This window comes from Streptomyces sp. NBC_00271 (genome assembly GCF_036178845.1).
In the GTDB taxonomy this organism is placed as follows: Bacteria; Actinomycetota; Actinomycetes; order Streptomycetales; family Streptomycetaceae; genus Streptomyces.
On sequence record NZ_CP108070.1, the window covers coordinates 400,556 to 426,123 of the forward strand.

General features: G+C 67.7%; 24 protein-coding genes and 6 pseudogenes. 17 read left to right on the top strand and 13 right to left on the bottom strand.

The annotated features are described in order from the left end of the window. Positions 1–62: 62 nt before the first annotated feature. Positions 63–1,268, top strand: coding sequence for a sensor histidine kinase (locus tag OG798_RS02090; RefSeq protein WP_183127655.1), 1,206 nt, complete (start codon positions 63–65; stop codon positions 1,266–1,268). After that, on the top strand, positions 1,265–1,942 hold the full coding sequence (locus OG798_RS02095; protein WP_328756036.1) for a response regulator transcription factor: 678 nt from the start codon (positions 1,265–1,267) through the stop codon (positions 1,940–1,942). Before OG798_RS02090 ends, OG798_RS02095 begins: the two co-directional genes overlap by 4 nt. Before the next feature lie 458 nt (positions 1,943–2,400). On the opposite strand, the gene OG798_RS02100 is transcribed toward OG798_RS02095, so the two are convergent. After that, positions 2,401–2,946 (bottom strand): hypothetical protein, encoded by a 546-nt coding sequence (locus OG798_RS02100; RefSeq protein WP_183127653.1) that lies wholly within the window; start codon positions 2,944–2,946, stop codon positions 2,401–2,403. A gap of 191 nt (positions 2,947–3,137) precedes the next feature. Then, positions 3,138–3,740, bottom strand: a complete 603-nt coding sequence (locus OG798_RS02105; protein ID WP_328756037.1) for a hypothetical protein — start codon at positions 3,738–3,740, stop codon at positions 3,138–3,140. Between the two features lie 147 nt (positions 3,741–3,887). Here OG798_RS02105 and OG798_RS02110 point away from each other — a divergent pair, with 147 nt between their 5' ends. Continuing rightward, positions 3,888–4,049 carry a hypothetical protein gene (locus OG798_RS02110; protein ID WP_328756038.1) on the top strand — a complete coding sequence of 54 codons (162 nt, stop codon included), beginning with the start codon at positions 3,888–3,890 and terminating at the stop codon, positions 4,047–4,049. An 81-nt stretch (positions 4,050–4,130) separates the two neighbouring features. On the opposite strand, the gene OG798_RS02115 is transcribed toward OG798_RS02110, so the two are convergent. Beyond that, a complete protein-coding gene (locus OG798_RS02115; RefSeq protein ID WP_183127649.1) occupies positions 4,131–4,301 on the bottom strand; it encodes a hypothetical protein in 171 nt (56 codons plus the stop codon). A gap of 84 nt (positions 4,302–4,385) precedes the next feature. Further along, positions 4,386–4,742 (bottom strand): hypothetical protein, encoded by a 357-nt coding sequence (locus OG798_RS02120; protein ID WP_267060191.1) that lies wholly within the window; start codon positions 4,740–4,742, stop codon positions 4,386–4,388. Positions 4,743–5,232: 490 nt separating this feature from the next. On the opposite strand from OG798_RS02120, the gene OG798_RS56365 reads away from it, so the two are divergent. Further along, positions 5,233–5,445 (top strand): DUF6221 family protein, encoded by a 213-nt coding sequence (locus OG798_RS56365; RefSeq protein ID WP_220788976.1) that lies wholly within the window; start codon positions 5,233–5,235, stop codon positions 5,443–5,445. Between the two features lie 1,030 nt (positions 5,446–6,475). Here the strand turns inward: OG798_RS56365 and OG798_RS02125 are convergent. Further along, positions 6,476–7,303 (bottom strand): SAM-dependent methyltransferase, encoded by an 828-nt coding sequence (locus OG798_RS02125; protein ID WP_267060192.1) that lies wholly within the window; start codon positions 7,301–7,303, stop codon positions 6,476–6,478. A gap of 922 nt (positions 7,304–8,225) precedes the next feature. Then, positions 8,226–8,822, bottom strand: coding sequence for a hypothetical protein (locus OG798_RS02130; RefSeq protein WP_121417997.1), 597 nt, complete (start codon positions 8,820–8,822; stop codon positions 8,226–8,228). 878 nt (positions 8,823–9,700) lie between these two features. Here OG798_RS02130 and OG798_RS02135 point away from each other — a divergent pair. From OG798_RS02135 to OG798_RS02150, 4 genes and pseudogenes are all read left to right on the top strand, one after another. Then, positions 9,701–10,489, top strand: a pseudogene (locus OG798_RS02135) (IS30 family transposase); the annotation flags it as partial. Between the two features lie 249 nt (positions 10,490–10,738). After that, on the top strand, positions 10,739–11,797 hold the full coding sequence (locus OG798_RS02140) for an IS110 family transposase (RefSeq protein ID WP_328756041.1): 1,059 nt from the start codon (positions 10,739–10,741) through the stop codon (positions 11,795–11,797). Beyond that, positions 11,798–11,974 (top strand): annotated as a pseudogene (locus OG798_RS02145) (transposase); the annotation flags it as partial. A gap of 181 nt (positions 11,975–12,155) precedes the next feature. Then, a complete protein-coding gene (locus tag OG798_RS02150; RefSeq protein WP_328756042.1) occupies positions 12,156–12,692 on the top strand; it encodes a 2'-5' RNA ligase family protein in 537 nt (178 codons plus the stop codon). 369 nt (positions 12,693–13,061) lie between these two features. Here the strand turns inward: OG798_RS02150 and OG798_RS02155 are convergent, their stop codons facing one another. Next, positions 13,062–13,475: a hypothetical protein gene (locus tag OG798_RS02155; protein ID WP_328756043.1), complete on the bottom strand. Its 414-nt coding sequence runs from the start codon at positions 13,473–13,475 to the stop codon at positions 13,062–13,064. A 132-nt stretch (positions 13,476–13,607) separates the two neighbouring features. Next, positions 13,608–14,111 carry a hypothetical protein gene (locus OG798_RS02160; RefSeq protein WP_267060194.1) on the bottom strand — a complete coding sequence of 168 codons (504 nt, stop codon included), beginning with the start codon at positions 14,109–14,111 and terminating at the stop codon, positions 13,608–13,610. Positions 14,112–14,361: 250 nt separating this feature from the next. Between OG798_RS02160 and OG798_RS02165 the strand changes: the two genes are divergently transcribed. From OG798_RS02165 to OG798_RS02185, 5 genes and pseudogenes are all read left to right on the top strand, one after another. Further along, positions 14,362–14,805, top strand: coding sequence for a hypothetical protein (locus OG798_RS02165; RefSeq protein WP_328756044.1), 444 nt, complete (start codon positions 14,362–14,364; stop codon positions 14,803–14,805). Between the two features lie 71 nt (positions 14,806–14,876). Next, positions 14,877–15,017: a hypothetical protein gene (locus tag OG798_RS02170; RefSeq protein WP_328756046.1), complete on the top strand. Its 141-nt coding sequence runs from the start codon at positions 14,877–14,879 to the stop codon at positions 15,015–15,017. A 605-nt stretch (positions 15,018–15,622) separates the two neighbouring features. Next, positions 15,623–15,995: pseudogene (locus OG798_RS02175) on the top strand (PHP domain-containing protein); the annotation flags it as partial. A 40-nt stretch (positions 15,996–16,035) separates the two neighbouring features. Beyond that, positions 16,036–16,365, top strand: a complete 330-nt coding sequence (locus OG798_RS02180; RefSeq protein ID WP_328756047.1) for a CocE/NonD family hydrolase — start codon at positions 16,036–16,038, stop codon at positions 16,363–16,365. A gap of 299 nt (positions 16,366–16,664) precedes the next feature. Next, the gene (locus OG798_RS02185; RefSeq protein ID WP_267060197.1) at positions 16,665–17,324 is read left to right on the top strand and encodes a CocE/NonD family hydrolase; all 660 of its coding nucleotides are present in this window, start codon (positions 16,665–16,667) and stop codon (positions 17,322–17,324) included. 64 nt (positions 17,325–17,388) lie between these two features. Here the strand turns inward: OG798_RS02185 and OG798_RS02190 are convergent, their stop codons facing one another. After that, positions 17,389–19,818, bottom strand: coding sequence for an RICIN domain-containing protein (locus OG798_RS02190; RefSeq protein WP_443053693.1), 2,430 nt, complete (start codon positions 19,816–19,818; stop codon positions 17,389–17,391). A gap of 460 nt (positions 19,819–20,278) precedes the next feature. Here OG798_RS02190 and OG798_RS02195 point away from each other — a divergent pair, with 460 nt between their 5' ends. The 3 genes from OG798_RS02195 (at position 20,279) to OG798_RS02205 (ending at position 22,675) form a co-directional block, all read left to right on the top strand. After that, a complete protein-coding gene (locus OG798_RS02195) occupies positions 20,279–20,671 on the top strand; it encodes a hypothetical protein (protein ID WP_328756049.1) in 393 nt (130 codons plus the stop codon). A 121-nt stretch (positions 20,672–20,792) separates the two neighbouring features. After that, positions 20,793–22,013: a sensor histidine kinase gene (locus tag OG798_RS02200; protein WP_328756051.1), complete on the top strand. Its 1,221-nt coding sequence runs from the start codon at positions 20,793–20,795 to the stop codon at positions 22,011–22,013. Further along, entirely contained in the window at positions 22,010–22,675 is a 666-nt protein-coding gene (locus tag OG798_RS02205) for a response regulator (RefSeq protein WP_097227228.1), read from the top strand. Before OG798_RS02200 ends, OG798_RS02205 begins: the two co-directional genes overlap by 4 nt. Positions 22,676–22,763: 88 nt before the next feature. On the opposite strand, the pseudogene OG798_RS02210 reads toward OG798_RS02205, so the two are convergent. Continuing rightward, positions 22,764–23,085: pseudogene (locus OG798_RS02210) on the bottom strand (ricin-type beta-trefoil lectin domain protein); the annotation flags it as partial. Positions 23,086–23,477: 392 nt separating this feature from the next. Here OG798_RS02210 and OG798_RS02215 point away from each other — a divergent pair. Then, positions 23,478–23,912: a VOC family protein gene (locus OG798_RS02215; RefSeq protein ID WP_097227227.1), complete on the top strand. Its 435-nt coding sequence runs from the start codon at positions 23,478–23,480 to the stop codon at positions 23,910–23,912. 69 nt (positions 23,913–23,981) lie between these two features. On the opposite strand, the pseudogene OG798_RS02220 reads toward OG798_RS02215, so the two are convergent. The 3 genes and pseudogenes from OG798_RS02220 to OG798_RS02230 form a co-directional block, all read right to left on the bottom strand. Further along, positions 23,982–24,310, bottom strand: a pseudogene (locus OG798_RS02220) (transposase); the annotation flags it as partial. 70 nt (positions 24,311–24,380) lie between these two features. Further along, on the bottom strand, positions 24,381–24,692 hold the full coding sequence (locus OG798_RS02225; protein ID WP_121417987.1) for a hypothetical protein: 312 nt from the start codon (positions 24,690–24,692) through the stop codon (positions 24,381–24,383). A 51-nt stretch (positions 24,693–24,743) separates the two neighbouring features. Continuing rightward, positions 24,744–25,154 (bottom strand): annotated as a pseudogene (locus tag OG798_RS02230) (transposase); the annotation flags it as partial. Positions 25,155–25,568 lie beyond the last annotated feature (414 nt).

The following is a 25,568-nucleotide window of genomic DNA, read 5'->3' on the forward strand; positions in this document are numbered from 1 at the left end:
ACCGGCTGATCTCTATCCCTGGACAGAGGCGGATGATCGCCCTCCCGGCTAGGGTCGGATGCATGCGAGGCATGATGGTGAGGCATGACGTGGCGTCCCATGCCGGGAAGCTGACGCCGACTCAGCTGATCGCGCTGGATGTGCTTTTCGCCGTGGTCCTGATGGCGTCGAACGTCGTGTGGTGGACGCTTGGCACGCACCGCACGGGCTGGCCGGCATGGCAGACCGTGCTGACGTGCTCGTTGGGCGCGGCCGTCGCCGTCCGGCGGCTGCTGCCACTGCCTGCACTGGCGGTGGCGTCGGTGGTGATGGCCACCGACGGCGCGCTCAGCCTGACGGGGGTGCTGGCGACTGCCTTGCTGGTGTACGGGGTGGCGGTCGCCCGACCCACGCGTGTCGCGGCGTACGCGTGCGTGGTGGCAGGCGCCGCACAACTCGCCTTGATGATCCCTATGCAGGGCATAACAGGGCACGACTACTGGGGGTGGCCGGGGATGAGCCAAAGCCTCATTGTCGAGGCCGCCGCCTGGGCGATCGGATGGTCCACCAGACGGGGCCGCGCCTACACCCGAGGCCTGGTCGAGCAGGCCGAAGAGCGGGCACAACTCCTCCTCGTCGAGGAACGCATGCGTATCGCCCGGGAGTTGCATGATGTCGTCGCGCACAGCCTGAGCATCGTCGCGGTCCAGGCGGGCGTCGGCCACCACGTGATCGGCAGCCGACCTGACGAGGCCGCGAAGTCCCTCTCCGCAATCGAGACGACGAGCAGGGATGCCCTGGGAGAGCTGCGTTCGCTGCTGGGTGTCCTGCGCGATGACGACGGTGCCGAATGGCTGCCCGGCGGCCTGGACGGCCTCAACGCGCTCCTCGAGCAGATCCGACGGGCCGGTGTACAGGTCGAGTTGACGATCAGCGGTCACCCGCACGCCGTGCCCCGAGGTCTGGACCGCGCCGCCTACCGCATCGTGCAGGAAGCCCTGACCAACGTCGTCAAGCATGCCCGCACCAGCCACGCCCGGGCGACGGTCGCCTACGCGCCGGGCGAGGTCGCGCTCACGGTCGTCGATACCGGAGCCGGCCGCACGTCCACCCCGATCACCGAGGGCCACGGCCTGACCGGCATGAAGGAACGCGCCGCCCTTTACGGCGGCGAGGTTCACGCGGGCCCGCTCTCGCCGCACGGCTTTCGCGTCGCCGCCCGGCTGCCGTACGCCGCGGACGAGCGAACAGCCCAGTTCCCCGTGGGCGCCGATCTGGAGGGCGCATGACGGTGCGGGTCGTCGTGGTGGACGACGAGACGCTGGTGCGTGCCGGGTTCCGGGTGCTGCTCGAGTCGGAAAACGATCTCCAGGTCGTCGGCGAGGCGGCCGACGGGACCGAGGCGGTCAGGGTGATCCGCGAACTGCGCCCCGACGTAGCCCTGATGGACATCCGGATGCCCGGGATCAATGGCATCGAGGCCATCCGCACGCTGTTCGGCGGCCCGTCTCCGGTGCCCGTCCACGTCCTGGTGCTCACCACCTTCGACCTGGACGAGTACGTCTTCGAGGCGCTCCGCGCAGGCGCCGCGGGCTTCCTCCTCAAGGACACTCCACCCGCACGCCTGATCGACGCCGTGCGGGTGATCGCCACCGGGGAGTCGTTGCTGTCACCCGGCGTCACTCGCAGGCTCATCGAGACCTACGTCCGCCGCCCCGGCTACACAGGCCCGGTCACCCATGCCCTGGACGGGGTGACCGGCCGCGAGCGTGACGTGCTGGGTCTGATCGCACGTGGCCTGTCCAACAACGAAATCGCAGCCGAGCTGTATCTGACCGTTGGCACGGTCAAGACCCACGTCAGCCGTCTGCTGACAAAGCTGGGGGCCAGGGACCGGGCCCAACTCGTCATCGCCGCCTACGAAAGCGGACTGGCCAGTACTTGGCGTGCACGCGGGACGTGAGGGAAGCCCATATTGCCCGTCTCATCCGGCAGAGCCTGTCGCGTTCCAAGGGGAGCTGATATCGGTGATTGCTCCCGCCGCCTTATGCCGGAACCCGACACATCAGAGGCACAAGCATCCACCTGTGGCGCGTGAAGCGACACAAAGCAGATGAAAACGACCTACCTTCTCGCATGTCGCGAAAACCGTCGGGCGTGCCCCACTTCACACGATGCATGATGCCAACGACGGAACAACCAGGGGTGGTTGACCGTTCATCATTATGTGGCTGCGGAGGGGACAGTGTCCCCGGGCCTCACCTTTAGCCCATGGGGACGATCGTCCGGCTGAAGCCCCATGGAGCCTTTCGCCGAGAGGCGACCGCCCTCCGCACACCACCACCCACGGCCCCGGCTGGTCTCCCCCGTCCAGCCGGGGCTTTCACGCTCTGATCACCGGCACGGGCCGTCAGGGCGCACCTACGAATCCACGAGGTACGCCTTCTCACCGATCATCAGCGGTGCGCCGGCAGGCCCCTTGATGTACGGGCCTCGCCAGATCACCCGGTGTTCCTGGTGGCTGGGATACCACTGCCGAACCTTGTGTATCCGCACCGGCCGCCGGTGGTGGTACACCCGCTTCGTCTCCCCATCCAGATCCGACGGGCGGGGCGAGGGCGCAGCAAGCCGGATAACCCGTACGTCGGAGTCCCGCGGCACAGAGCCGTCATCACCGCCGGCGGCGGTGCGCACGGATGCGGCCGGGGACGGGTCGACGGCCGTGACGCCCTGGGCGATGAGCCGCCAGAAGGCGAACATGTAGCGGCCCACGAAGTCGTCGTACGGGTCGTCCACGCGGCCGCCGCCCCACTCCCCGGTCTCGGGGACCGGCTCGGAGCGCCACTGGGAGGCCTGGTTGAGGGCCTTCTGGAACTGGCGGTGGCGCTCGGACAGATCCGCGAGCATCTCGGTACTCTCCTCCGCCAGGCACGCATCGCCCCGCATCCCGTACATGCCGTCCGGCATCAGCAGAGGAAGCGGACTTCCGGACGCGCGCGCCTGGGAGACCGCTTGTCGCCATCATCCGGCCGCGCTCCTGCAAATTCAGCTCGTCGTAAAGATCGTGTATGTGCATTGCGTGCTGCAGCAGGTCTTCGAGGCTCAGCAGGCCCCGGCCGGGCGTCGTCCGGCCGGGGCCTGCTTGGGTGTCAGCGGATTCAGGGCTGACGCGCTGCCTCGTGCAGTCGGTCACGTGCGGCCCTCAGCAAGCCCTGCGACCATTCCGCACGGGTGACTCCCTCGGGCAGTCTGGTCAACTCGGCGTGGCTGGCGCCCAGCGCGCGGGCGATCGCCTCCACTGCGAGACCCTGCATAAGATCGTCGTTGTACTCACCGCGGCCTTCCTCGGCGAGCTTCAGCAGGGCGCGGAGGAGTTCGGCGTCGAACCCGTCGTGCAGGATCCACCCAGCCCCCGAGACTGCGGCCATGAACACGTCGTCATCCAGGTCCCACTCGGGGGATCCCAGCAACTCGAGGATCTGCTTCGTGTACTTCGCTCCGACTCTCCAGTGCGCCGTGAGCACCTGCACGGCAAGCGCCGAGACCGCGGGATCCTGGGGGTAGATCAGATACGTGGCGATCAGCGGCTCGTAGGCCGGGCCGCCCGCACGGGCCACCGCGTACAGCCGCTGGTAGAGCTCCCTGCCGGCCTGGCACTCGGTGACGGCTTGGGCGATCTGCTTCACCTCCTGCGGCGGGATGGTGCCGTCCTTCGCCCGTGCGATCAGCTGCCGCACATATGCATCATGCGCCACGGTCATGCTCCACTCACTTGATTCTGGGGACGAACTGCTCGGAGAAGTCCAGCATTCTGCTGGCCCGCCCCAGGTCGGCGACGAGAAGGTCTCGCATGGCGCCACTCGTCCCAGGATGGGCCAGCTTCCTGTTGATGGCTGCGATTTGACGCGGTGGTCGAAACCCCTGACGTCGACCCGGAACAGGCCCGTGCCTACCGGGATGCGGGGTATCGCGTCGAGGCGGTGGTGGTGGCCGAGTACCTGTGGCCGGCCCTCCATCCCCTCGAACCCCTCGAACCGAGCCTGTCCGCCGGTCCCGCAGCGGCCCGCTGACTTCCCAACGAGGCGCCCCGCAACCGGACCGCTTCTGCAGGCAGGTCCCCGCTCGGCTCCGCAGTCCGACTTCCAGGCGAGTTAGCTCGAAGCGTGCCCGAGATGGTGTGCGTCATGCCAGTTCAAGACTTGCGCTATCCGGCGATGCGTCTCTTCGGCCACCACGCGAGCTTCCGCCACGGCATCACCGTGTTCACGCACCAGGCGTTCGTAAACCGGCAGGTGATCATTTTCGGCCGGGTCGGATGTCACAGGGCTCGTCCTCCTTGGTGTCGTACTTCTGTGCCGCCTGAACGGACCCCGAAATCCATGGTGACTTCAAGGGCAGCAATGAGGTCATTCGCGGCTGAGCCGCACAGCTATCCCATGGCCGACGAGCACATAAAGCAGGGCGGGCAGGCCGTAGTTGAGGAGAACCCGAAGGGCCTCTGCGTCCATGGTGAAAATGTCCTGTGACCACCAGGCCAACAAGTCGGCCGTTCCGTGCACGAACTCGACGAAGACGTTGCCCTCATTGGCTCCGAGCAAGTGGAGCAGGATCCACAGGCACAGGAAGCCGGCAGCAATGTCGGCGACCGTCTGGATGGCCAGGGCCGTCCGTCGGGCAGCGCCCTGGTTCCGCTGGTAGCGGCGTGGTTCGCCCGGGGTTTGGCCGTAGGAGCCGTATCCGGGCATCGGGTCGGGATTGCTCACTGGGATCCAATCTGACGCATCATCTTGCGAACCGGGGCGCGGAAACCGCCTCCCGGGTCGCCTCTCACGAGAGTCTCCTGACGGTCCCGCCTGCAAATCGTCGCGGGCCCGTATAGGTCTGCGCCATGCAGCCGTCGCCGCGTTACACGCCGCCCGGGATATTCCACATTTGGGCACACATTCTGCAACTTTCCCAAATATGCGGGCGAGTGATTCCTTTTGCCGACCGCCAAGGGCCGACCAGTATTTACCTCTAGGACTGCCCGGCGTGATCACGGGGCGACTGCGGACACTCAGACGCGGACGACGCACACATGGAATTCCCGAGTATCCCCGCAGGAGCATCACATGGGCTGCACATAGCCTTTCGAAAGCGTCGTTAGTGTTATTGGCCGCTCGATTCCGTGTGCGAAAGTGACCGGGACGCAGCCCAGCGGGTCGACGTGCGCCCCGGCTGCGGTACCTACGCTCCGGAGCCAGGCATGCCGGCATGGACGCCTGCGAGAGGACGACCGTCCTGGCCGCAGGTGCCACCCGACGGGTCACGGAAATGTCGGCGACTGGTATCGCAGTGCAGACGGCCGAGTTCGTCGACGCCGCTCGACTGGAAGGTCAGGCCGTTGCTCTGAGTCACACCCTGACCCTTCTCGCACAGCCGTATGCGCGGCATCCCGGCTACCGGCAGGAGTGGCGTCCACGATGACGAGGGGCCACGGACAGCGGGCCGGGCGGAGACTGTCTCGGCCACGCCGTCGTCGGCAACGGCAGCCCAGGTGCCCATGCCACTGAGATACCCGGGCTGCCGCATGCGCGCAGGAGCGGGCCGGCACGGGGGGAGCCTGCCCACTCCTGCGGTCGGCACCCGCATGCCTCCCCATGAGGGCGGGCGCCTCGACCCGCATGATCGGGTCACTATCTCCAGCGCACCGTGCGCCTGGAGTGTCACGGGTGCCCGCGGATGGTTGCGATTCCAACGCTCTTGTGGAGAGCTGGACTTGAGGTGCTCACAGATCGTCTTCGAACCCTGCACATCTCCTCGTCCCATGGTGAGCCTCTTCGTAACAGCCGGGCGCTGCCGCGCCTATGGAAGGCCGCATCGGTCCGGAAGGCCGTCGTTGCAGGCCGGGTACGCTGCGGCACCCTCCACTGCCATCCGCGCCGGCGCGGTGAATCATGGCCTGCGGCGATCACGACGTCTTCGGGTTCCCCACCCGCGACACCAGGTGCCCGAGCACAGGTGGCCGAGAAGAACTCGGCTCACCCCCGCCCGCGCGGGGTCCTCCCCGCGTGAGCGGGGGTGTCGAGAGGGGGTGAGCCGTCAACGCGCCAGTTTTCAATAGAGTGTTGACAGTGCTCCCCGCGCAGGCGGGGGTGAGCCGCTCGGCGGGGGTGTCCTTCGACACTGAAGTCAGTCGACGTCGTCGCTCTGATCTGGGGCGACTGACTTCACTGTCAAGGCGTCTGCCATGTGGCCACCCGCCACAGGGAGGCGAGGAGTCCTCGGCTTCGCCAGGCACGATGGACCAGCCCGTCGCGACATCAATCCCACCGTTGTGGCAGACGTACTCGGCCCCGGGAAACTCATGCAGCCACGCGGCCAGGGTCTGGGCGGTGCGGTCGGGCAGGACGTCAATCCGCTCACTTGCCGGCGTCGATGCCGAGGAGCTTCGCCACCCCGGCGGCCTGCCGGCCGGAGGCGCAGTTGCCCGGCGGTCGTCATCCGGGGATCGCGTCTAGGCTTTCCGGGCCAGTCCGGCGGCGATGAGGTGTTCCCAGACCGTGAGCTCTCGTCTTTCGCCGCTGTTCCACGAGTTGTCGCTCTCGTCGGGACGCCACAGGGACGCGGGGACGATCCCGGGGTCGAGGAGCTCCAGGCCGTCCAGCAGGGAGGCGATCTCCGCGTCGGTGCGCCACCGGCCGCGGCCGAACGTCTGCTGGAGGACCTTCTCGGCCTCTGCGGTCTCCGGGTTGTTGCCGGAGCGGAAGTGGCTGATGAAGAAGTAGCTTCCGGAGGGGACGTGGTCTCGCCAGTAGCGGACGATGCCAGCCGGGTCCTCGTCATCGTTGACGTGGTGGAGGATGGCGCTGAGGATGACGGCGACGGGACGAGTGAAGTCGATGATTTCCAGGGTGTCGGGGTGAGTGTGGATGCCTTCGGGGTTGCGCACATCGACCGCGACGACGCGGGTCCGGTCGTTGTTCTCCAGCAGTGCGCGGCCGTGGACCAGCACTTGGGGGTCGATGTCGACGTAGACGACCTGGGACTCGGGGGCGTGCCGTTGCGCGACCTGGTGGACGTTGTCCGCGGTCGGCAGGCCACTGCCCAGGTCGATGAACTGCCGAATGCCGGTGGTCTTCGCGATCTCCCTGACTGCCCGGGTCAGGGCCGCGCGGTTGGCGAAGGCGATGGCCACCGAACCGGGCAGGTCGCGCTTGAACACGTCGCCGATGTCACGGTCCACGGCGTAGTTGTCCTTGCCGCCGAGCAGGTAGTCGTAGACGCGGGCGATGCTGGGCTTGGTCGGGTCGATGGAGGAGCCTTCGTACGTCATGACTGCCATTCTCTCCCGCAACGCCGCCTGCCGACCCTCGATTTGGGATCCTCCGGCCGGTCGGGGGCGGCGCGAGGGCATGGATGCCTGGGCTCGCTGTCAAACGTCCGCATCCTTCAAGCAGGCTCGATCGGGCATGAGTGGCAGCCCCGGGACACCGGTGCCCTCGGGCGTGAACGCCAGGGATTTGTCCTCCCCGCGCAGGCAGGGGGGCAGCCGCTCACGTCGACCGGTGTCCTGTCTGACTGAAGGTTGACCGATCTCACCGAAGATTGATCAGTGCCTTCCGATCAGCGCAGGCGTGTAAGTCGCGATAGGGCTTCGTTGCGGACATCGGGGTCTCTGTCCGCTGCCAACGTCCGAAGCTGCACGATCAGCTCGTCGCCGTCCTGTCCGGTCGCCCAGCGTGGGTCACAGTCCAGCTCCGCAGCGAGCTGATCGGCGGTTCCCCGGTCAGAGGCGACTGTACGGGCAGCGAGCACGGCACGCAGGCCAGCCAGATCTCTCCGAGCCAAGAGAGCTGACGCAGTATCTGAGGTTACGCCGGTGTCCTGAGCGTCTAGCAACAGACGGTGCAGGACATCGGCGACACCCTCAATCTGCGGTGTTGCCGCCAGACGTCGTCCCACGGCAGCCCTCACAGACCAGGCCGGCGATTCCGCTGCCGCGATCGCGTCGCGAAGCCCTTGCTCGGTGAAGTCGTACACACTACCAGGCTGCCAGCGGGATATCTCGATCACGCTTCGTTGAGACAACACCGCAGCGGTCAACCTTCGGTGAGATTGGTCAACCTTCAGTGAGACAGGACAACCGGTGCAGGCACCGTGCCCGCGTCCTCCCCGCGCAGGCGGGATACCGACAGAATTCTTTGACCTGCGAAAACGTGGCTCGCCTTGCGTTCAATTTCCGCGCTGAGGCGTGTGGGTTCCCGTCAGAACTTGCCCATGTGCTCCACAGTGCGATGCCCCAGCTGCTGGCTGAACGTCGCACAGAAGCCGACGGAGAGTGGCGGCCAGCCCCAGAAGTCGAAGGCGAGGGCACCCACCGCGAAATTGGACTCCCATTGCCACTCTGTGACCGAGACCGAGGCACCGCAGGCGGGGCAGGGGGCACTCCCCTCGCCCGTTTCCTTCCAGGCCGCGATGCCGTCCTTGAACGGCTGCCAGACATCCTCGTCTGCCTCGAACTCCTCGGGATAGTTGATGATCACGGTCTTGTTTTCGCACCGTGGACAGACGGCGTACTCCGCATCGTCCGCTCCCTGACCGCCCACGTGGTAGTCGCGCCCAACGACGACGGCCACCGGGCCCGGCAGCCAGTCCGGGTCCGATGAGTCGGCAACGGCCCGCGCCCAGTTAGGTCCTGGCACATAGCCCTCGTCCACGGTCAGGCTGTACACCCCGTCGCTGGAAACCTCACGCGTGATCAGGCCCTCAGTGACCATCCAGGTGACCATCCGCTCCGCCAGCGGCCCGGCCTCCTCGCCGGTCACCTCGACGTCGACGATCCGCTCAAAGAAGTCACCCATCGCCTCCCCCTCCTATTCATCAGTCCCGGATACTGTGTCACCACGCTCTGACACCAGCCCCGGCACCGGTGAGGGAATCAGGCGCGGGAGGTGCTCGCAGCTCCTGACCCCGCGACTGCCATTCCGTCACCTCACGAGCCGCATTTCGTGGTAGCCCCAGGCGGGGGTGAGCCGGCGATCACCGAACTCGGCGGCGCGTTCGGTGAGTCTTCCCCGCACAGGCGGGGGTGAACCGGTCGACACCGCGTTCGAGGAGCAGCGCGGCCCGTCCTCCCCGCGCAGGCGGGGGTGAACCGGTCTGGCCGTAGCCCCAGACCTCCCATATGCGGTCCTCCCCGCGCAGGCGTGGGTGAGCCGTCGTGGAGCACGCCCGCGCCGACGCCAGCGACGTCATACCCGCGCAGGCGTGGGTGAGCCGTCGCCATCGCCCTCCGCGAATCCGACGCGACCGTCCTCCCCGCGCAGGCAGGGGTGAGCCGTAGCCGGTGACGTAGTCGCTGCGGCGGGCGTGGTCCTCCCTGCGCAGGCGGGGGTGAGCCGCCGGACGACCTCGTGCTGGCTCTGACAACTCGAGCTGGCCCCGGTCGTCAGCTTGGGTTCTATAGGTCGTTGCAACACCTGCCCTGAGGGATGTTGCGATGACCAAGCCGCGCCGGAAGCCCAAGAAGCCTGGACCTGCCCCGCTCGCCGAGAGGCGTGATCAATACCTTCGGCTCATGGCGCAGGGAATGAGTAACTCGGCCGCGTGCCGCGAGGTGGGTATCAACCGTAGGACCGGGACCCGGTGGAGGTACGGACGGAAGGTCGTTGACCGGGCAGGCCGCGAACGCGTCTACTCGCCGATCGCCGAACAGCGGGACATCGTCGAGGTGTCGCCGCGCTATCTGTCCGAGGACGAGCGGATCGTCATCGCCGACCTGCTCCGGGCCAAGAAGTCCCTGCGCGCCATCGCCCGCGACCCCGCCACGATCAGCCGCAACCGCGACCCGCGCACCGGCAAGTACCACCCGTTTCAGGCCCAGCGGCGAGCTGCCGTGCGCCGCACCCGCTCGAAGGAGGGAAAGATACGGCGCGATCCGGAGCTGAAGGAGTTCATCCAGCAGCACCTGGACCGCCGTTGGAGCCCGGAGCAGATCAGCCAGATCCTGCGTGCCGCCTTCCCGGACGAACCGGACCGCCACCTGGCGCACGAAACCATCTACCAGGCGATCTACCTGCCGCACCGCGGCGGCCTGGAACACAAGCCTGGCCTGCTGCGATCCGGCCGCCGCGCCCGACGCCGCATTGATGAGCGCGCCACCCGCTTCATCGCCCCAGGCACCCTGATCAACCAGCGCCCGGCCGAAGCCACAGACCGCCAGATCGCCGGTCATTGGGAGGGCGACCTCATAGTCGGCCAGGGCAATAGATCGGCCATCGGCACTCTGGTCGACCGCGCCACCCGCTACGTCAAGCTCCTGCACCTGCCCGACGGCCGGGGAGCCGAGCACGTCCGCGACGCCCTCCTGCACGCCTTCGCCGAACTCCCCGCCGAGCTCGCCCGCTCGCTGACCTGGGATCAGGGCAGCGAAATGGGCTGACACGACGAGTTCACCCGCGCCACTGACATACCGATCTACTTCTGCGAGCCGGCCAGCCCATGGCAGCGCGGCTCCAACGAGAACACCTATTGGTGCAGCCTTGGCAGGCCGGGCTTCTTCGACGGGAGGGGTTCGGCGGGACCGCTGGGTGACTCGGAGAACACGTGCCGGAAGGCTTTCCGTTGAGATGTCCACGGCGGTCCACAGGACGAGGGCCCTGGCCGGGAGTGACTTGATAGAAGCCTGCTGAGCCGTCAACTCGCAATAGGTCTGTCCCCTGGCCGGGGCCCTCGCATCTGTCCCGTCATCCGCGGCAGCAGACAAGAGGACAACTCGATGGCGACAGTGGGGATCGACCCGCACAAGCACGTCCATGTCGCAGTGGCGATCGGTGCAGACGGTCGGCGAGTCAGCCGGCCCCTGACCATCAAGAACGACGCGACGATGATCGGCGTGCTGCTCAAGTGGATCCGCTCGATCGCCGACGGCATGCCCGTCACCTGGGCGATCGAGGACGGCCGTGGCTTCGCCCGCCGACTGGCCGACGGTCTGCTGCTGGCCGGCCACGAGGTGGTCTGGGTTCCCACCCGTCTGATGGCCGCGCACCGCAAACTGCACGCCGCCACCGGTTCCAAGTCCGACCCCGTCGACGCCGTCGCGGTCGCCCACGCCGCCATGGCCACCTCCGGCCTGGACCGTCACCGCATTGATGAGCGCGTGCGCGAGCTGCGCGTTCTGGTCGACTCCCGCGGCGACCTCGTCCGACGCCGCACCATGGTGATCAACCAGACCAAGGCATACACGCACCTGTGGCTCGACCACGCCCCGGGCGACCTCACCCGCCGGCCTGGCATGACCTCGCTGACGGCACTGCTGGAGACCACGGAAATGAGCGCCCACGTCCGCCGGGTGCTGGCCGAGATGATCACGGAGATAGACGAGCTGAACAAACGCGTCCGCGGACTCGAGGCCACGATCCGGGAACTGGTCGCCCCGCTGGCACCCGCGTTGCTGGAGATCACGGGGATCAGCCACGTCTCCGCGGCGGTCCTGCTCGCCGAGATCGGCGACATCACCCGCTTCACCAGCTCAGCAAAGCTCGCCCGCTACACCGGAACCGCACCGATCCCGGTCTACTCCTCCGACAAGGAACGCTACCGACTGCACCGAGGCGGCAACCGGCGACTCAACAGCGTGCTCTACACGACGTCCATCGTCCAGCAGCGATTCCACCCGGGCGCACGAGCACTCCTGGCCCGTCACGAGCCCGCCAAGGGAGCCCGCGGAGCCCGACGCATCCTCAAACGCCACCTGATCGACGTCATCCACCGCGCCATGACCCAAGACCGAGCCTCCTGGCAGCACCACATCACCCAACACCAGATCACCGCTTGACATAGAAGCGTCAACGGCCTGCTCCGGCAGTACTTCCCCATGGGCACAGACCTGTCGATCTACAGCGCCGAGGACCTGGGCTACGTCGCCGCCGAACTCAACGACCGCCCCCGCAAGATCCTCGGCTGGCGGACACCCGCCGAGCTCTTCACTAAGCTCGTCGCAACACTGGAGTGATCACGTGTTGCGACGCTCTCTGGAATCCGCCCAGCGGGATTCGGCCCCACTGAGCGACCTTCTGGGCTTGATCTGGCAACGAGATTTGGCCCCACCCGCGGGAGGGGCTGCTGGCCGTGGGTTCGACTGCTCGCGGCGATAATCGGTCGCTGCCCTCTGGGCCTGCTGATAGACATGTGAGATGGCGGGTGACGATTCCAGCGAATCTCAAGCAGGGTGGTCGGGACTGATCGTGAGGGTTCCGGAGGCGGAACCTGCTGTTCGAGCATGGCGGGACCGGCTGGACCCCTCGGCTCGTGGGGGTGTCCCGGCGCATGTCACCGTGCTCTTCCCGTTCCTCGACGAAAGCCGCATCGACAGGGACACCTGCGCTGCCATCGGTGAGGTAATCGGGCATCACAGGTCCTTCGAGGCCCGGTTCGAGCACTGCGGGCGGTTCCCCGGGATTCTGTATCTCACCCCCGAGCCGGACGCATCGTTCCGCCGGCTCACGGAGGCGATCGCGGACCGGTGGCCGGAGGCCCCGCCCTTCGGTGGGCAGTTCGACGACATCGTCCCGCATCTGACTATCGCCCAGGGCCAAGACGATGCCGTCCTGGAGGAAGCTGAGGCCGACCTTCGCGGCAGGCTTCCCGTCACTGCCCGCGTATCGTCGGTCGATCTCTTGGTCCATGACGGATTGCGCTGGCAGCGGCGGGCGTCGTTTGCGCTCGGTTGACGCCGCCGCCAACACCGGTGGAGCCACCCCTGACCGTCAAGTGGAGCCACGAACCGCTGTCAAATCCACTGGTGCCATTCGCCAACCTCAAGTCCTCCCCGCGCAGGCGGGGGTGTCGAGAGGGGATGAGCCGTCAACGTGCCAGTTCTCAATGGAGTGTTGACAGTCCTTCCCAGGGGGTGAGCCGGTGGAGCCGTTGTCGTCTCGCTGCTCGCGCCGGTCCTCCCCGCGCAGGCGGGGGTCAGCCGAACGCGCCGTTCTGCCGCGGGTGTTCCTTGACATCCTCCCCGCGCGGGCAGGGTGAGCCGGCGTAAGTTCGTCAGCTCGAACGGCTCAGCCCGTCCTCCCCTCGGAGGCCCCGACCGTGGGTCAGATCGGGGGCTGCGTGTCGGAGGATTCACGTGCTGGGCGCCCGGCTCGTACGAAGTCGATGTATTCGTCTTGTGCCAGGCCGGTGTTGACCCATCGGCCGCTGACCGCCCCCGCGCGACTCGCAGCCTCGGCTAGGGCGGTCAGCGGGTCGTCCGCAGTGGTGACCAGGCGACCGAACTCTTCCTCTTCGTCGTCCAGGTCGAGCGGTGGGAACTCGACGAGGTCCATGAAGCCCTGGTGGCCGACATCCTGGGCGGTGTGGAGGAAGACCTCGTAACGTCCGGAAGCTGGTCTGACCTCGACCCAGCGGACACCAGGCCGTTCTGGCCAGCCGGTGGGGCCCAGAAACTGCTCGACGGACCGACCTCGCCTCAGTGCTCCAACGGCGAAGGCGTCTAACAAATAGCGCATCTGTGCACCGTAGAGGATGGTCTCGTGCTGTCTGAAGCCGACCAGGGCAAAGGGCTAGGCACGGGTGAAATCCGGCTCCTGAGGATCCGAATCCTCACCCGGCTTCGAGTCAGCTCGCCCTTCGACCAGCCGTCAGAGCCGGCCGCTGATCTGCCGAGAGAGCCCCTCGAAGAACTCCTGAAGACTGGCCGCGGCAAGGTCGAACTGATCGAACCACGAGGATGTGGTCGACCTCCAGACCCGCCCGGAGCCCGCCAGTGCGAACAGGTGCCCGCCCCCGTCGCTGGCGAATACCAGGGCGGGCTCTTCCCCGTCGATCTGGATGGCCCCGTACTCGCGGAAGTGGTCCGCGACCAGCAAGGCCGGGTGGACGAAGTAGCCGTTCTCCACATCGGGCAAGGAGACCTCGTCGATCACCCAGTACATCGTGGTCAGGTCCGAGGGAATCGGCGTCAGCTCCACGAGCACGTCGGTGGCCTGATGGCTCGCCTCCGAAGCGTGCACGACCACGTTGCTTCCCGGCTCGAAGCCAAACCGTGCCTGGAACGACTCCATCAGCTTCGCGAGCGCCGCACCCGCCTGCTCACACCAGCCGCGAAGCCACTCGGCATCAAGCCGTTCGTCAGCCACGGTCACCCCCTCTTTCCTTCACCGAGGGCCCGCCCACACGAGTCCGGAAGAACCTACAGGAGCGTTCACGCCGATCCGGTCAGAGCCTTGAAATCGGCCACCTCCTGCTCGAGGGTGCCCCCAAACCTGCTCGATGGATCTCCCCACGTGGAAAGGCCATCGGACGGGCGCGAGGCGCACTTCTGAAGTGGGTGTATTTCGTTTGCCGCGCAGCGTAACCGCCACATAGGGTCACCGCGTCCCAGGAGGTGAGGCCGTGACCTCGTACGGCACGATCTTGATTCCCGTGCCGCTCGAACAGGCGGCCTCCGTCCTGCGCGAGGTCTGCACGGCCGGCTACGCGACCCCCGCCGGGCCGAGATTCTGCCTCGCCCATCCGGACCGGTTCGTCGACGGCAATGGTGTCTTCGCGCTCGCCGGGCCGATCAGCACCGAGTTGGGCGTCCCGGTGCTGGCGGCCTTCCAGTACGACGGTGACCGACTGGAGTTGGAGGTCTGGCGGGACGGAGCTCGCGCCCACCGCTACGACTCCTGGCCGGACTGCGACGATGAGAGCGCGCCGCTGCGCATGCCTTCGCGTGGCTCGACCTGCACAGCGGCCTCGGCGAGGCCCGCTTCGTCCTCACCTCCCTCCTCAAGCGGCCCGAACTCGCCCCCGAGCAGACCCGCCAGGCCCTCTCCACGGCCCTCACTTGGCTGAACGACAACGCCACCGCCCCGGGCGCACCCCTCCTCCTGCGCCCTCTCCTCTCCCACACCGGCCTCACCACTGTGGACGCCGCCTCGGTCATCTCCGTCGCCTTCGCCTGCCTCGACCGGTACGGCGCCCGCGCCCGCTTCGTCCTCGCCCCCTCCTCACCCACCCTGAACTCACTCCGGTCGACACCCACCGAGCGGTCACAGGCGCCCTGACCTGGCTCCAGGCCCACAGCACGACAGGCAAGGCAGACCTCGTCCTCACGGCTCTCCGCTCCCGCCTGTATCTCACGCCGGACGCGGCGGCACGACTGCGCGGCTATGACAACGCCGGGGAGGAGGGATCGTCTGCGCCGTCGGCGTAGGGGTCTGATGTCACCGCCCTCGACGCTCTGCTGCGGGCTGGCGTCGACCCGGGCATGGGACATCACTGGCCCTCAGCAGCAGTGGACTGGAAAGGCTTCCTAGTTCAGAGAAGTCACCAAACCAAAGCTGATGGCGCCCGACCAGACGGTTCGAGGCATGCAGACCTCCGTGACGTGCCCCGAGAAGGCCAGCGTATGGGCGGCGGTGCGGTCCGGCATGCGCACAGGGAGGGAATGCGCACAGGCCAGCGCGGGGCGGAGAAGTGGTGTGCGGATGTCGTATGGCGGGCCGCGATGTCCGCAGGCCGGGGCGAGATAGCTGCCCCGGCCGGTCACACCGCGTACGGGAGCGACACCCGGGGTAGAAGAGTCGCATTGTTCGAATTATGTTCGATGCATTAGCGACAGTTCTGGCCATGTGGCTTGAACTGAGGCGCGTGTGATCGGAGGTGGACTGTGTCGGCCTCCGGGATTGCGCACCTGCACGTCGCCTCCGGTTACTCGGCCCGCTACGGCGCCTCTCTCCCGCACACCCTCGTGCGCCGGGTCGCCGAGCGCGGCGTCACCGCGCTCGCGCTGACCGACCGGGACACCGTGGCCGGCACGGTCCGCTTCGCGAAGGCCGCGGCCGCCGCTGGCATCCGGCCCGTCTTCGGGGTCGACCTCGCGGTCGCTCCGGCCGCCGAGCCCGCCCCGGGCAGTGGGCGGCGTCGGACACCGGTCCGCGGCGGCGCCCATGTCACCGAGCCGCGGTGGCGGATCACGCTGCTCGCGCAGACCGCGGGCGGCTGGGCGCGGTTGTGCCGGATCGTGTCGGCCGCGCACGGAAGTCCGGTGGACGGCGTGACGGCCTGGACGTTCTGGACTGGGTGGCCAAGCAGCCGTGGGCCGGTGAGTCGATCGTGCTCGTCGGCGCCAGCTACGTCGGCTACACGCAGTGGTCGGTGGCGGACGCCGTACCGCCGCAGGTCAAGGCCATGGTTCCGGTGGTGTCCAACGCCACCTTCACCATGGCGTTCAACCGCGAGGGCGGCTTCGCCCTGGAGACCCCGTTCACCTGGGCGGTCCAGGTCGAACGGCAGGAACGCCGGTTCGCCAACGTGCGCAACGCGCTGGAGGAGCGGGAGATCCTGCGGGCCATGGGCACCTTGCCGCTGAGCCAGGCCGACGTCGGGCTCCTGGGGCACCGCAACAGCTAATTCCAGAACGTCCTCCATCACGACGGCGACGGCCCGTTCTGACAGGCGGCCGACCATGTCGACAAGGTCGCCGACATCACCGTCCCGTCGAGTCTGGTGTGCGGCTGGTACGACCTGTTCCTGCCCAACCAGCTGCGCGACTTCCAGACTCTGCCCCGGACCGGACCGGCCACGCCGCACAGGGTCACGATCGGCCCCTGGGCGCACTGGGCGACGGCGACGGACGGGCTGGCCACCCGCGAGGCGCTGGAATGGGGCCTGGCCCTCGCCAGGGGCGAGGCATACCGGAGCGCGCCCCGGTGCGCCTGTTCGTCATGGGCGAGGACAAGTGGCGCGACTTCCCCGCCTGGCCGCCCCCGGGATACGAGCCGCAGCGCTTCCACCTCCAGCCCGGAGGTGCCCTGGCCGGCGATCTACCTGTCGAGTCCACTCCGGACGAGTACCACTACGACCCGGCCGACCCGACCCCCGCGCTCGGCGGCGTACGGATGTGGACCCTGCAGAAGTACGGCCGTGTGGACAACGCCAAGCTGGAGGCGCGCTCCGACGTCCTCACCTACACAACTCCCGCTCTGGACCAGGACGTCGAGGTCATCGGCGAGGTGAGCGCCGAGATCTTCTTCCGCTCCAGCGTGCCGTACGCCGACGTGTTCGTCCGCCTGTGCGACGTCGACGAGAAGGGGCGCTCAACGAACGTCTGCGACGGTCTGATCAGCCTCACCGACGCTGACGACACGACGTGCGCGACGGTGCAACTCTGGCCGACGGCCTACCGCTTCAAGCGCGGCCACCGCATCCGCGTCCAAGTCTCCAGTGGTGCCTTCCCCCGCTTCAACCGCAATACCGGAACCGGTGACCAGCGCGCCACGGCCGTCACCCTCCGCGCCGACAACCAGCAGGTCTTCCACGACCCCGCACGCCCTTCCGCGATCGTCCTGCCGGTGCGGCAGGCCTCCTGAAGCAACGCCTTCGATGGGGAGAGGCAGTTCAACCGCCCCTCCCCATCGTCGTACGTGACGGCGGTCAGCTCTTGCCGAGCAGCCGCCAGATCTGGTTCTTCTTGGTGTTCAGTACGCTTGCCGCGTCGCAGGTCCACTGGTGGATCTGCGCGCCGGCCGCGGTCGAGACGTTGCTCACGTCGACGCACTTGCCGCTGTGGACGGCGACGAGCTGGTAGTCGTGGCTGTTGCCGAGCGCGGTGACGGGATTGAGCGTGAACTGCTGGTTGGTGGCGTTGTTGCAGGTGTACTGGATGACGGCAGCGCCGTCGGCGGTCGACGCTCCCGAGACGTCCAGGCACTTGCTGCTCAGCTCGTCGACCACGCTGTAGGTGTTGGTCTTGCCGCTCACCGGCTTGAGGTCGAGCATCTGCTGGTAGCCGCCCTCGCAGTAGTACTGCTGGTACTGCGTGCTGTTGGCGGTGGAGCGGTTGGTGTCGTCCAGGCACTGGCCGCTGTTCTGGCTGACGGCGACCGTGGAGACGGTGGTGTTGGACGGGGGCAGCAGGGTGACGGTGTAGCCGTCCTTGGCGTTCGTCCACGGCAGGCTCACCGAGGGGGCATTGCCGCTGACTGTGAGGGTGGTGTCGGCGATGGTCTCCGGGCCGGTCACCGCGGCCCCGCTGTTGTAGGGGATGCGCTGGACGACGACGCGGACCTGGCTGTTCGCCACGACCGACGTGGTGTTGAGTCCCGTCAGGTTGAGGGTGACGGTGCCGGTGCCGGTGTTGCCGCTGCTGCCGAGCAGCACCTTGGCGTTGCCCGCGGAGTTGTCCTTGGTGGCCAGGCCGTCGGTGCCGGTGCCGGGTATCAGGTTGACGATGTTGCCGGTCTGGGAGCCGTAGTAGCGGTACATGAACCACTCGCCGAGCGGCAGGTACTGTCCGGCGCTGTTCTTGGTGAGGAGGTTGGCCTCGTCGTCGTGCAGGCCGGTGCCCGAGGCCCAGTTGCCGCGCAGGCCGTCCGCGCCGGCGCGTTCGAGGCGGCCGATGAACCAGGCTCCGCCGCCCGGGGACTGCATGGACAGGGTGGCGTACTCGTTGATCTGGTACGGCCGCGTGTTGGTCAACCCGGCCGCAGTAAGCGTGGAGTTGGCGCGGCCGACGTCGGTGACCGGGTCGCCGGGCTCGTCGTGCCAGCTGTAGATGTCGGGGGCCAGGTTGTTCGCCTTGATGTAAGCCAGGTACGTCGTCCACCAGGTGTTGGAGGAGTTGGGCTGGCCGGCGATGCTGGGGCCGACGATGAGTTGCGCGGGGAGCGCGGCGCGCACTTTGGCGTAGAAGCGGGACCACATCTGGAGGTACTGCGTCTGCGAGGCGCCCCAGAAGCCGCTGCCGTCGGGCTCGTTCCACAGGTCCCATTGGACCGTCATGTTGTTGGCCTTGACGTCACTGATGAGCTGGGTGACGAAGGCATCGAACTGCGTCCAGTCGCCGTTGTCACCGGGCCAGCCCTGGCTGGTGGTGCCATCCGCGCCCCACAGGTCGTGCGGGAGGAGGACGAAGGTGCCGCCCAGTGCGGCGGTCCGCTTGTACTGGGCGAGCGTCGAGGCCCAGCGGGTTCGTTCCAGGTGGACCAGGGAGATGTAGCCGCCGTCGACCAGGTGCTCGGCGGGCAGCAGTCCACGACGCGCCAGGCGGGTGTGGATGCCGGGCAGGGACTGAGCGTCGTTCGTGGCGGCCGAGGTGGTGGCCACATCCGTGATCACGTTGACGCTGCCGGAGGCACACGTCTCGGTGAGATGGGCCGCGAACCCCTTCCAGCGGATGATGTGCCAGCGACGGACATAGCGTGCCGTGGTGTCGTAGGGAGAGACGACCGCCAAGGAGTAGGGCGGCAGGCCGCCTTCATCAGCGGTGCGCCAGCGCAGGCGGCCCGCCGTGTCGCGGTAGTAGTTCTGCACGACGATCTGCCGCAGGGCCTCTGCCTGCGGGCCGGGCCGGCGGCCCGGTCCGTGCCGGTGGAGATGCTCCAGCAGCCGACAGGCGTCGTCGCCGGCGGCGAGGATCCTGGTCTTGGGCCGAGTGGGGTTCTTGCCCAAACGGACCGGACGGCCGTAGCGGCGCCCCCAGTCCTCGTCGGCCAGGCCGACCAGCAGATGCCCGGCCGTGCGTGCTACTTCTTCCAGCGCGGCACGGACCGCCTCGGTGACCAGTTCCAGCCGGGTCAGGTCGCGCACCGCGGCCAGCACATGGGTGGAGTCGGTGCGCCGCGTGGTGCGTTCACGCACGAGCCCGGCATCCTTGAGTCGAACCAGCGCGAGGTCCAGGAGGCGGTCGGCACGGTCGTCCTCGGCGAGGCGCTCTCGCAAGTCGGACAGCACGCTGTGGTGGAAGCCGGGATCATCGAGCTCCAGCGCGAGGGCGTACTTGAAGTCGATGCGGCAGCGCACCGCCTCGGCGGCCTGCCGGTCCGACAAGCCGAGCAGAAACTGCAGCACACAGACGGCGGCCAATTGGGCAGGCGAGAGGCTCGAACGACCGTGACGTGGATACCAGTCGGCGAAGTCCTCGTCGTTCTACAGCCCGTCGAGGCGGTCACGTACCCATATCGCCGTCGTGCCACCCGGGTTGCTCGCCCGCGCGACCTGCGCGGTGAGAGACGGGACCTGCGCACCGGGACGGGGGCGGACGGACAACGGACACCTCGACAACTGATTCAGCCTTCGGAACAGCCCGAGCATGCCCGATGATCAGGCTGCAGCACCGGGGACCACCAAGATCACCGGCAGTCCTTCGCAGCGGAACGATGTCGGGGCTTGCCGGCGGCTAATTCCGTACGGAGGACGTGGGGGGATACGAAAGTCGGGGGTCGGGTTCCTCGTCCAGGGCGACGATCGGCGCGGAGTGCCGGAACAGACTGCTTGGGCGACGTCAAAGGACGTCGGTACCCCCCCATAGCCAAGGAGTTCTGCCGTGAGCCTTGCCGGAAAGATCCTGCTCGGAATTCTGGGACTCGCCGTGCTCGCCGGAGTCGGTCTCTGGTTGAGCATCAGGCACGCCGCGAGCGACATCACCTCGCACATGATCACCACGGTCCAGTTCAAGGGCGTTCACGTCGGCGAGAACCGGGACGCCGTGCGCGACCGCCTCGGCGAGCCCGGCGGTCTCCAGCCGCAGGACAAGCCAAAGCCGCCGGCCGGCACCACTTGTGACTACTACCTGCAGAAGCACGTGTCCCTGGAGAAGAAGCAGACCTTTCAGATCTGCTACCGGGACGGGAAGGTCACCGCCACCCAGGCCCTGCCGTCCGCCGAAGACGAGGCCGCCCAGGACAACGACAAGAGCAGTGAGAGCACCACGCCCTGAGCCACTCGGTCTCACGCCGGCCCACCGGGGCACGCTCCGTCCCGGCGGGACGCGGCCACGGTGCGCGGGTCGGCGGCGGTTCCCGGAACGATCAACCGAAGGGCCCTTTACCTTGGAACACGTGTCCGTTTCCTCTGCGCCTGCCTCGGTGGCAGCTCGTCCTGCCCGGATCCAGTGGCCCTCCGAGCCGATTGCCTGGGTGCTGGCAGGGCTGATCGCCTCTGGAGGACTCCTGCCGGCCGCCGCACCGCGGTCCCTGCTGCCACTGCCGCTCGCGGTCTCCCTTGTCCTGGAGTGCGCCACCGGGCTCCTGCTGGCCTGGCGGCGCGATCGGCCCACTCTGGTGGCGGCCGTGGTCGCCGGAGCGAGCCTGCTGACCGTTCAGCCGGCCCTGCCGTTTGCGATGTACTCGCTGGCCAAACGGCGGGCAGCGAGCCCTCTGCGGTACGGCGTCTACGCCGCCGCGGTGCTCAGCCAGTTCACCTTGGGCGCCCCGGTGGTGGGCGTCATGGGGTCAGCCCTGCTGGTCGGCGCGCCCGTCTGGCGCGGCACGGTGATCCGGTACCGGCATGCCAGGCTGGAGCAGCTAGCCGAGCGCGCCGAGCGGGCCGAGCGGGAGGCGCTGCTGATCGCCCGCCGGGTCCGTGCGGAGGAGCGGGCCGCGCTGGCGCGTGAGATGCACGACGTGGTGGCTCACGAGGTGAGCCTGATCACGCTGCACGCGGGTGCGCTGAGTGTGGACCCGCAGGAGTCGGAGCGAGCCCGCGAGACCGGCGAGTTGATCAGAGTCACCGGCAGGCGCGCGCTGGCTCAGCTCCGCCAAATTCTCGATGTGCTGCGTGACCCGGAGACCGTCGAGAGTTCCTTCCAACCAGGCCCGGCACTGCGGGATCTGCCCCAGTTGCTGGCCGACTCGGCGGTGGCGGGCGTGCCCGTCGACTGGGCGCCGTGGTCCGCGAGGGTGACGGAACTCCGGGCCGGGGAACGGCCGTTGCCGCCGGCGGTGGAGCACACGGTCTACCGAATCGTCCAGGAGGCGTTGACCAACATCCGCAAACACGCCCACGGCGCCCGCGCCACGCTGGGGCTGGGGGTGGACGGGGAGTACCTGGAGTGCGAGGTGACCAATCCGGTGACCGGCCTGCCCGGTGAGGCGGCCGGCGAGGGCGCGGGCCTGGGCCTGCGCGGTCTGCGGGAGCGGGCCGCGCTCCTCGGCGGCACCCTGGACACCGGGAACCGGGACGGCGTGTTCCGCCTCCTGCTCCGGCTGCCCGTCCCCCCGCCCGCACCGAATCGGGAGCAGGAGACGATGAGGGCAGAACCCGCCGGGGAGGCTCAGTGATCCGGGTCCTGCTCGCCGACGACGAGGCCCTGGTCCGCACCGGGTTGCGCCTGCTGCTGCAGACCGCTCCCGACATCACGGTGGTCGCCGAGGCCGACGACGGGCGGGCCGCGGTCGAGGCCTGTGCTCGTGTGACCCCTGACGTGGTGCTGCTGGACGTGCAGATGCCCGGCCTGGACGGAGTGGGCGCCGCCAGGGAACTGTCCGCGTTGCCCGTACCGCCGCGGATCCTGATGCTGACCACGTTCGACGCCGAAACCTATCTGCTGCCGGCGCTTCGGGCCGGCGCCCATGGCTTCCTGCTCAAGGACGCCCAGCCGGGTCAGGTCCTCGACGCGGTACGGAACACCGCGGCCGGCCTCCATGCCCTCGCCCCCGAGGCGGTGAACCACCTGGTGGCCCGGGCGGCCGCCGAGCCACCGCCGGCCGTGCCGCCCCAGTTGCCCTCGCTCACACCACGCGAGCGGGAGGTGCTGGTGGCGATAGCGGACGGGCTGAGCAACGCCCAGATCGGCCGGCGGCTGGGCCTGCGCGTGCCGACCGTGAAGGCCCATGTCTCTCGGATCATGGAGAAACTGCACTGCGAGAGCCGGGTACAGGCCGGGCTGCTCGCCATGCGCGCAGGGCTGAGCGGAGAGGCGAGTCCCCGGGACAAGGTGTGACCTCGCGGCGGGTGCCCGTTGTGGCTCTGTCCGGCATGCGCGTGGGCGCCGCCGGGCAGTATCCGCCCGCGCCCACAGGACTACCAGATCAACTCTGACTCAACTGCTGGCTGGTCCCGCCGTTGCAGGTCCACAGCACCAGCGACGTCCCGTTGTTCGTCGTCGCGTTGCACGCGTACAGGCACAACCCGGCGTTGACGTTCGTGATGGTCCCGTCCGAGTTGATGTTCCACTTCTGGTTGTTCTGCCCGTTGCACTCCCAGATCAGGACCTTGGTGCCGTTGGCGGTGCCCAGGTTGTACGCGTTGGCACTTGTTGCCGTACACCACGAACCCCTGGCGGGACGTGTACGTCCAGGCCTGGTTCTGGCCGTCGTTGCAGTCCCGGATCTTCGCCTGGGTGCCGTTGGTTTCGGGTATCGGCTCACCGTGATCGAACCGAGCCTCGGGAACGAACTGCGGCTCTCGCAGGCTCTCCACGACACTCCCGAGCCAACTCACACGCCGGAGAAGATCACGCAAAGAGACCGCACAAGGTCACACGAAGGGTGAGGGGATCAACAGAGCAGGTTTGCCCCGTCCATCAAGGGTTGTCCCGCAACTGATCTTGGCCTGAAGGTGGTTGGTCAGGACTGGATCCTGGGGACTACTGTGGCGCTCCGCCGCCACGGTCGCGTCGTTCTCGTGGCCTGTCCGGTTTGATCACTTGGTTTCCAAGGCGCCCCAGGATGCGACGGGTGACGGGCGGATCCGCCCGGGGAAATGAGCGGCGGGGTCCCCCTGGTACGCGGTACGGTGCGCCGATGTCAGAGATCAAGAAGTTCCAAGTCACCTTTGACTGCGCAGAACCTGAGCGCCTCGCTCGCTTCTGGTGTGAAGTGTTGGGGTACGTCATACCGCCGCCACCGGAGGGGTTCACCACCTGGGATGATTTCAACCGCACCCTGCCTCCTGAGAAGCAGGGATCATGGTCCGCCTGCAGTGATCCCTCAGGCGCGGGCCCGCGCCTGTACTTCCAGCGCATCCCCGAAGGGAAAATCGTTAAAAACCGGGTGCATCTCGACGTCCGGGTCGGCACCGGGCTCGTGGGGGACGAGCGCCTCGCCACGCTCGAAGCCGAGTGCGCACGACTGGTCGCGCTCGGTGCGACCCACGTGCAAACGCTGTACGCCGATGAGGAAAACGAGTCGTGCATCCCGATGCTGGACATCGAGGGCAACGAGTTCTGTATCGACTGAACATTCTCCGAGCCGGGGAGGTGGGGAACCACCTCCCTTGGACCTCTCTGGTCCCGTATGGGGCGGGAGTTACCCCGCGAGGGCGAGGTTGTGCAGCCGGGCGATGCCGAGCATGGCGGTGTGAACGCCGTCGCCTTTCAGGCGGCAGTCACGAAGGATCTTCCATGCCTTCATCCGCTCGACGACGTGCTCGACGCGGGCCCGGACCTTGCGGTGGGAGGTATCGTGCTCCTCTTTCCAAGCTGGCAGTTCGGTCTGGCCGCGTTCACGGCGGTGCGGAATGAGCAGGCCGGTGCTCCGATAGCCCCGTCCGCGATGACCGTGGCCCGGCCGACGGCGGCCTTCGCACCGGAAAGTTCCCACGCCTTGCAACCGTTGCGGTTGCCCGTGACCGGTCGGGAACCGGCGTGGGGTCCAACTCGTCAAGTGGCAGCGGGCTTCGGGTGGTTCAGTCGAACATGACGGTGGTCAGATGCTGAAGAATGCGGTCAGGAGGGTGTCGGTCCGAAGTCGGAGTTCGGGGCTCTCAGCCCCCGCGACGCGGATGGACATCACCTCGCTGCCGACGGAATGGGCCAGGCTGACCTCCAGCGTGGCACTCGAGCCCACCAGTGGATACGCGTACCAGCCGTCGGGCTTCTCGTCGTCGGTGTCGAAAATGCCGAGTTCGATCGTGTCCCAGTCGGTCTCGTCGAAGGCGTAGTCCGCGTAGCTGGACAGCAGTTCCAGGAAGGCGCGCAGGTTTCGGCCCATGATCAATCCGGCGATCGGCTCAGTCACGTCTCTCCCGCCCTTGCGAGATGGCCAGCATGGCAGAGGTGCCGCCCGCGGTTATGCGGCGGCGGCCGCGTGGACAGGGAAGGCGGTGTTTTCGTCAAACAGCTTGCGGTGCTGGAGGCAGTGGTAGAGCTGACCGATCATGCGGTTGAGAAGGTTGCGCTGTGCAGCGGCGTGCCAGTCGCCGCGCTCATCGCGACGGTGGCGGTAGTGGGCCTTGGCGCCCGGTGTGGCGGTGATCGCGGAGAAGGCCCAGGGGTAGCCGACGTGGTTGAGGCGGTCGTTCTTCACCCACCGGCGGATGATGGACGACTTCTTGCCGGAGGCCCTGGTGATGGGTGAGGAGCCGGTGTATGCCTTCAGGCCGCGGGAGTCGGCGCATCGGTTACAGTCGTCGCCGATCTCGGCGAGCACCCGAGCGCCGAGCTGAACGCTGAGACCGGGGAAGCTGAGGATGGTCTGTGCGCCGTGAGGCGCTTCGTTGTATCCCCGACGCAGTTGGGAGGAACTCAGAGGAATGTTCTTGGGTCACCTGGCTTACCTGGACGCGAAAGCGCGAGGGGACAATCGCATGCCAGGAAAGCGGTGGTCACCTGGAGGCGTTCAGGGTGAGGTGCCGCGAGACCCGCGCGATATGGCCAAGGCTGGATTGCTTGAAGTCCAATCTCCAAAGAGGTGTAAAGCTGTCACGCCCGCCGGAACAACGCCTGTTACCGACGCCGCGCCATGCCCCGGCATAGAGATCAGGCTGAGGCAGCCTCTGTGGCGCGGGGCGCCGCCCAACGAGGGTGGTCAAGGAGATGAGTGGGCGGCCTACGTCGTGCTCGACACGTACAGCGAAGACGTACCACGGGATCACCTACAGGGCGCGCGCCCCAT

Coding starts and splice junctions, on each gene's coding strand:
- OG798_RS02090 (WP_183127655.1), top strand. CDS start 63: ATGCGAGGCATGATGGTGAGGCATGACGTGGCGTCCCATGCCGGGAAG.
- OG798_RS02095 (WP_328756036.1), top strand. CDS start 1,265: ATGACGGTGCGGGTCGTCGTGGTGGACGACGAGACGCTGGTGCGTGCC.
- OG798_RS02100 (WP_183127653.1), bottom strand. CDS start 2,946: ATGCCGGACGGCATGTACGGGATGCGGGGCGATGCGTGCCTGGCGGAG.
- OG798_RS02105 (WP_328756037.1), bottom strand. CDS start 3,740: ATGACCGTGGCGCATGATGCATATGTGCGGCAGCTGATCGCACGGGCG.
- OG798_RS56365 (WP_220788976.1), top strand. CDS start 5,233: ATGGACGCCTGCGAGAGGACGACCGTCCTGGCCGCAGGTGCCACCCGA.
- OG798_RS02125 (WP_267060192.1), bottom strand. CDS start 7,303: ATGGCAGTCATGACGTACGAAGGCTCCTCCATCGACCCGACCAAGCCC.
- OG798_RS02130 (WP_121417997.1), bottom strand. CDS start 8,822: ATGGGTGACTTCTTTGAGCGGATCGTCGACGTCGAGGTGACCGGCGAG.
- OG798_RS02140 (WP_328756041.1), top strand. CDS start 10,739: ATGGCGACAGTGGGGATCGACCCGCACAAGCACGTCCATGTCGCAGTG.
- OG798_RS02150 (WP_328756042.1), top strand. CDS start 12,156: ATGGCGGGTGACGATTCCAGCGAATCTCAAGCAGGGTGGTCGGGACTG.
- OG798_RS02155 (WP_328756043.1), bottom strand. CDS start 13,475: ATGCGCTATTTGTTAGACGCCTTCGCCGTTGGAGCACTGAGGCGAGGT.
- OG798_RS02215 (WP_097227227.1), top strand. CDS start 23,478: ATGTCAGAGATCAAGAAGTTCCAAGTCACCTTTGACTGCGCAGAACCT.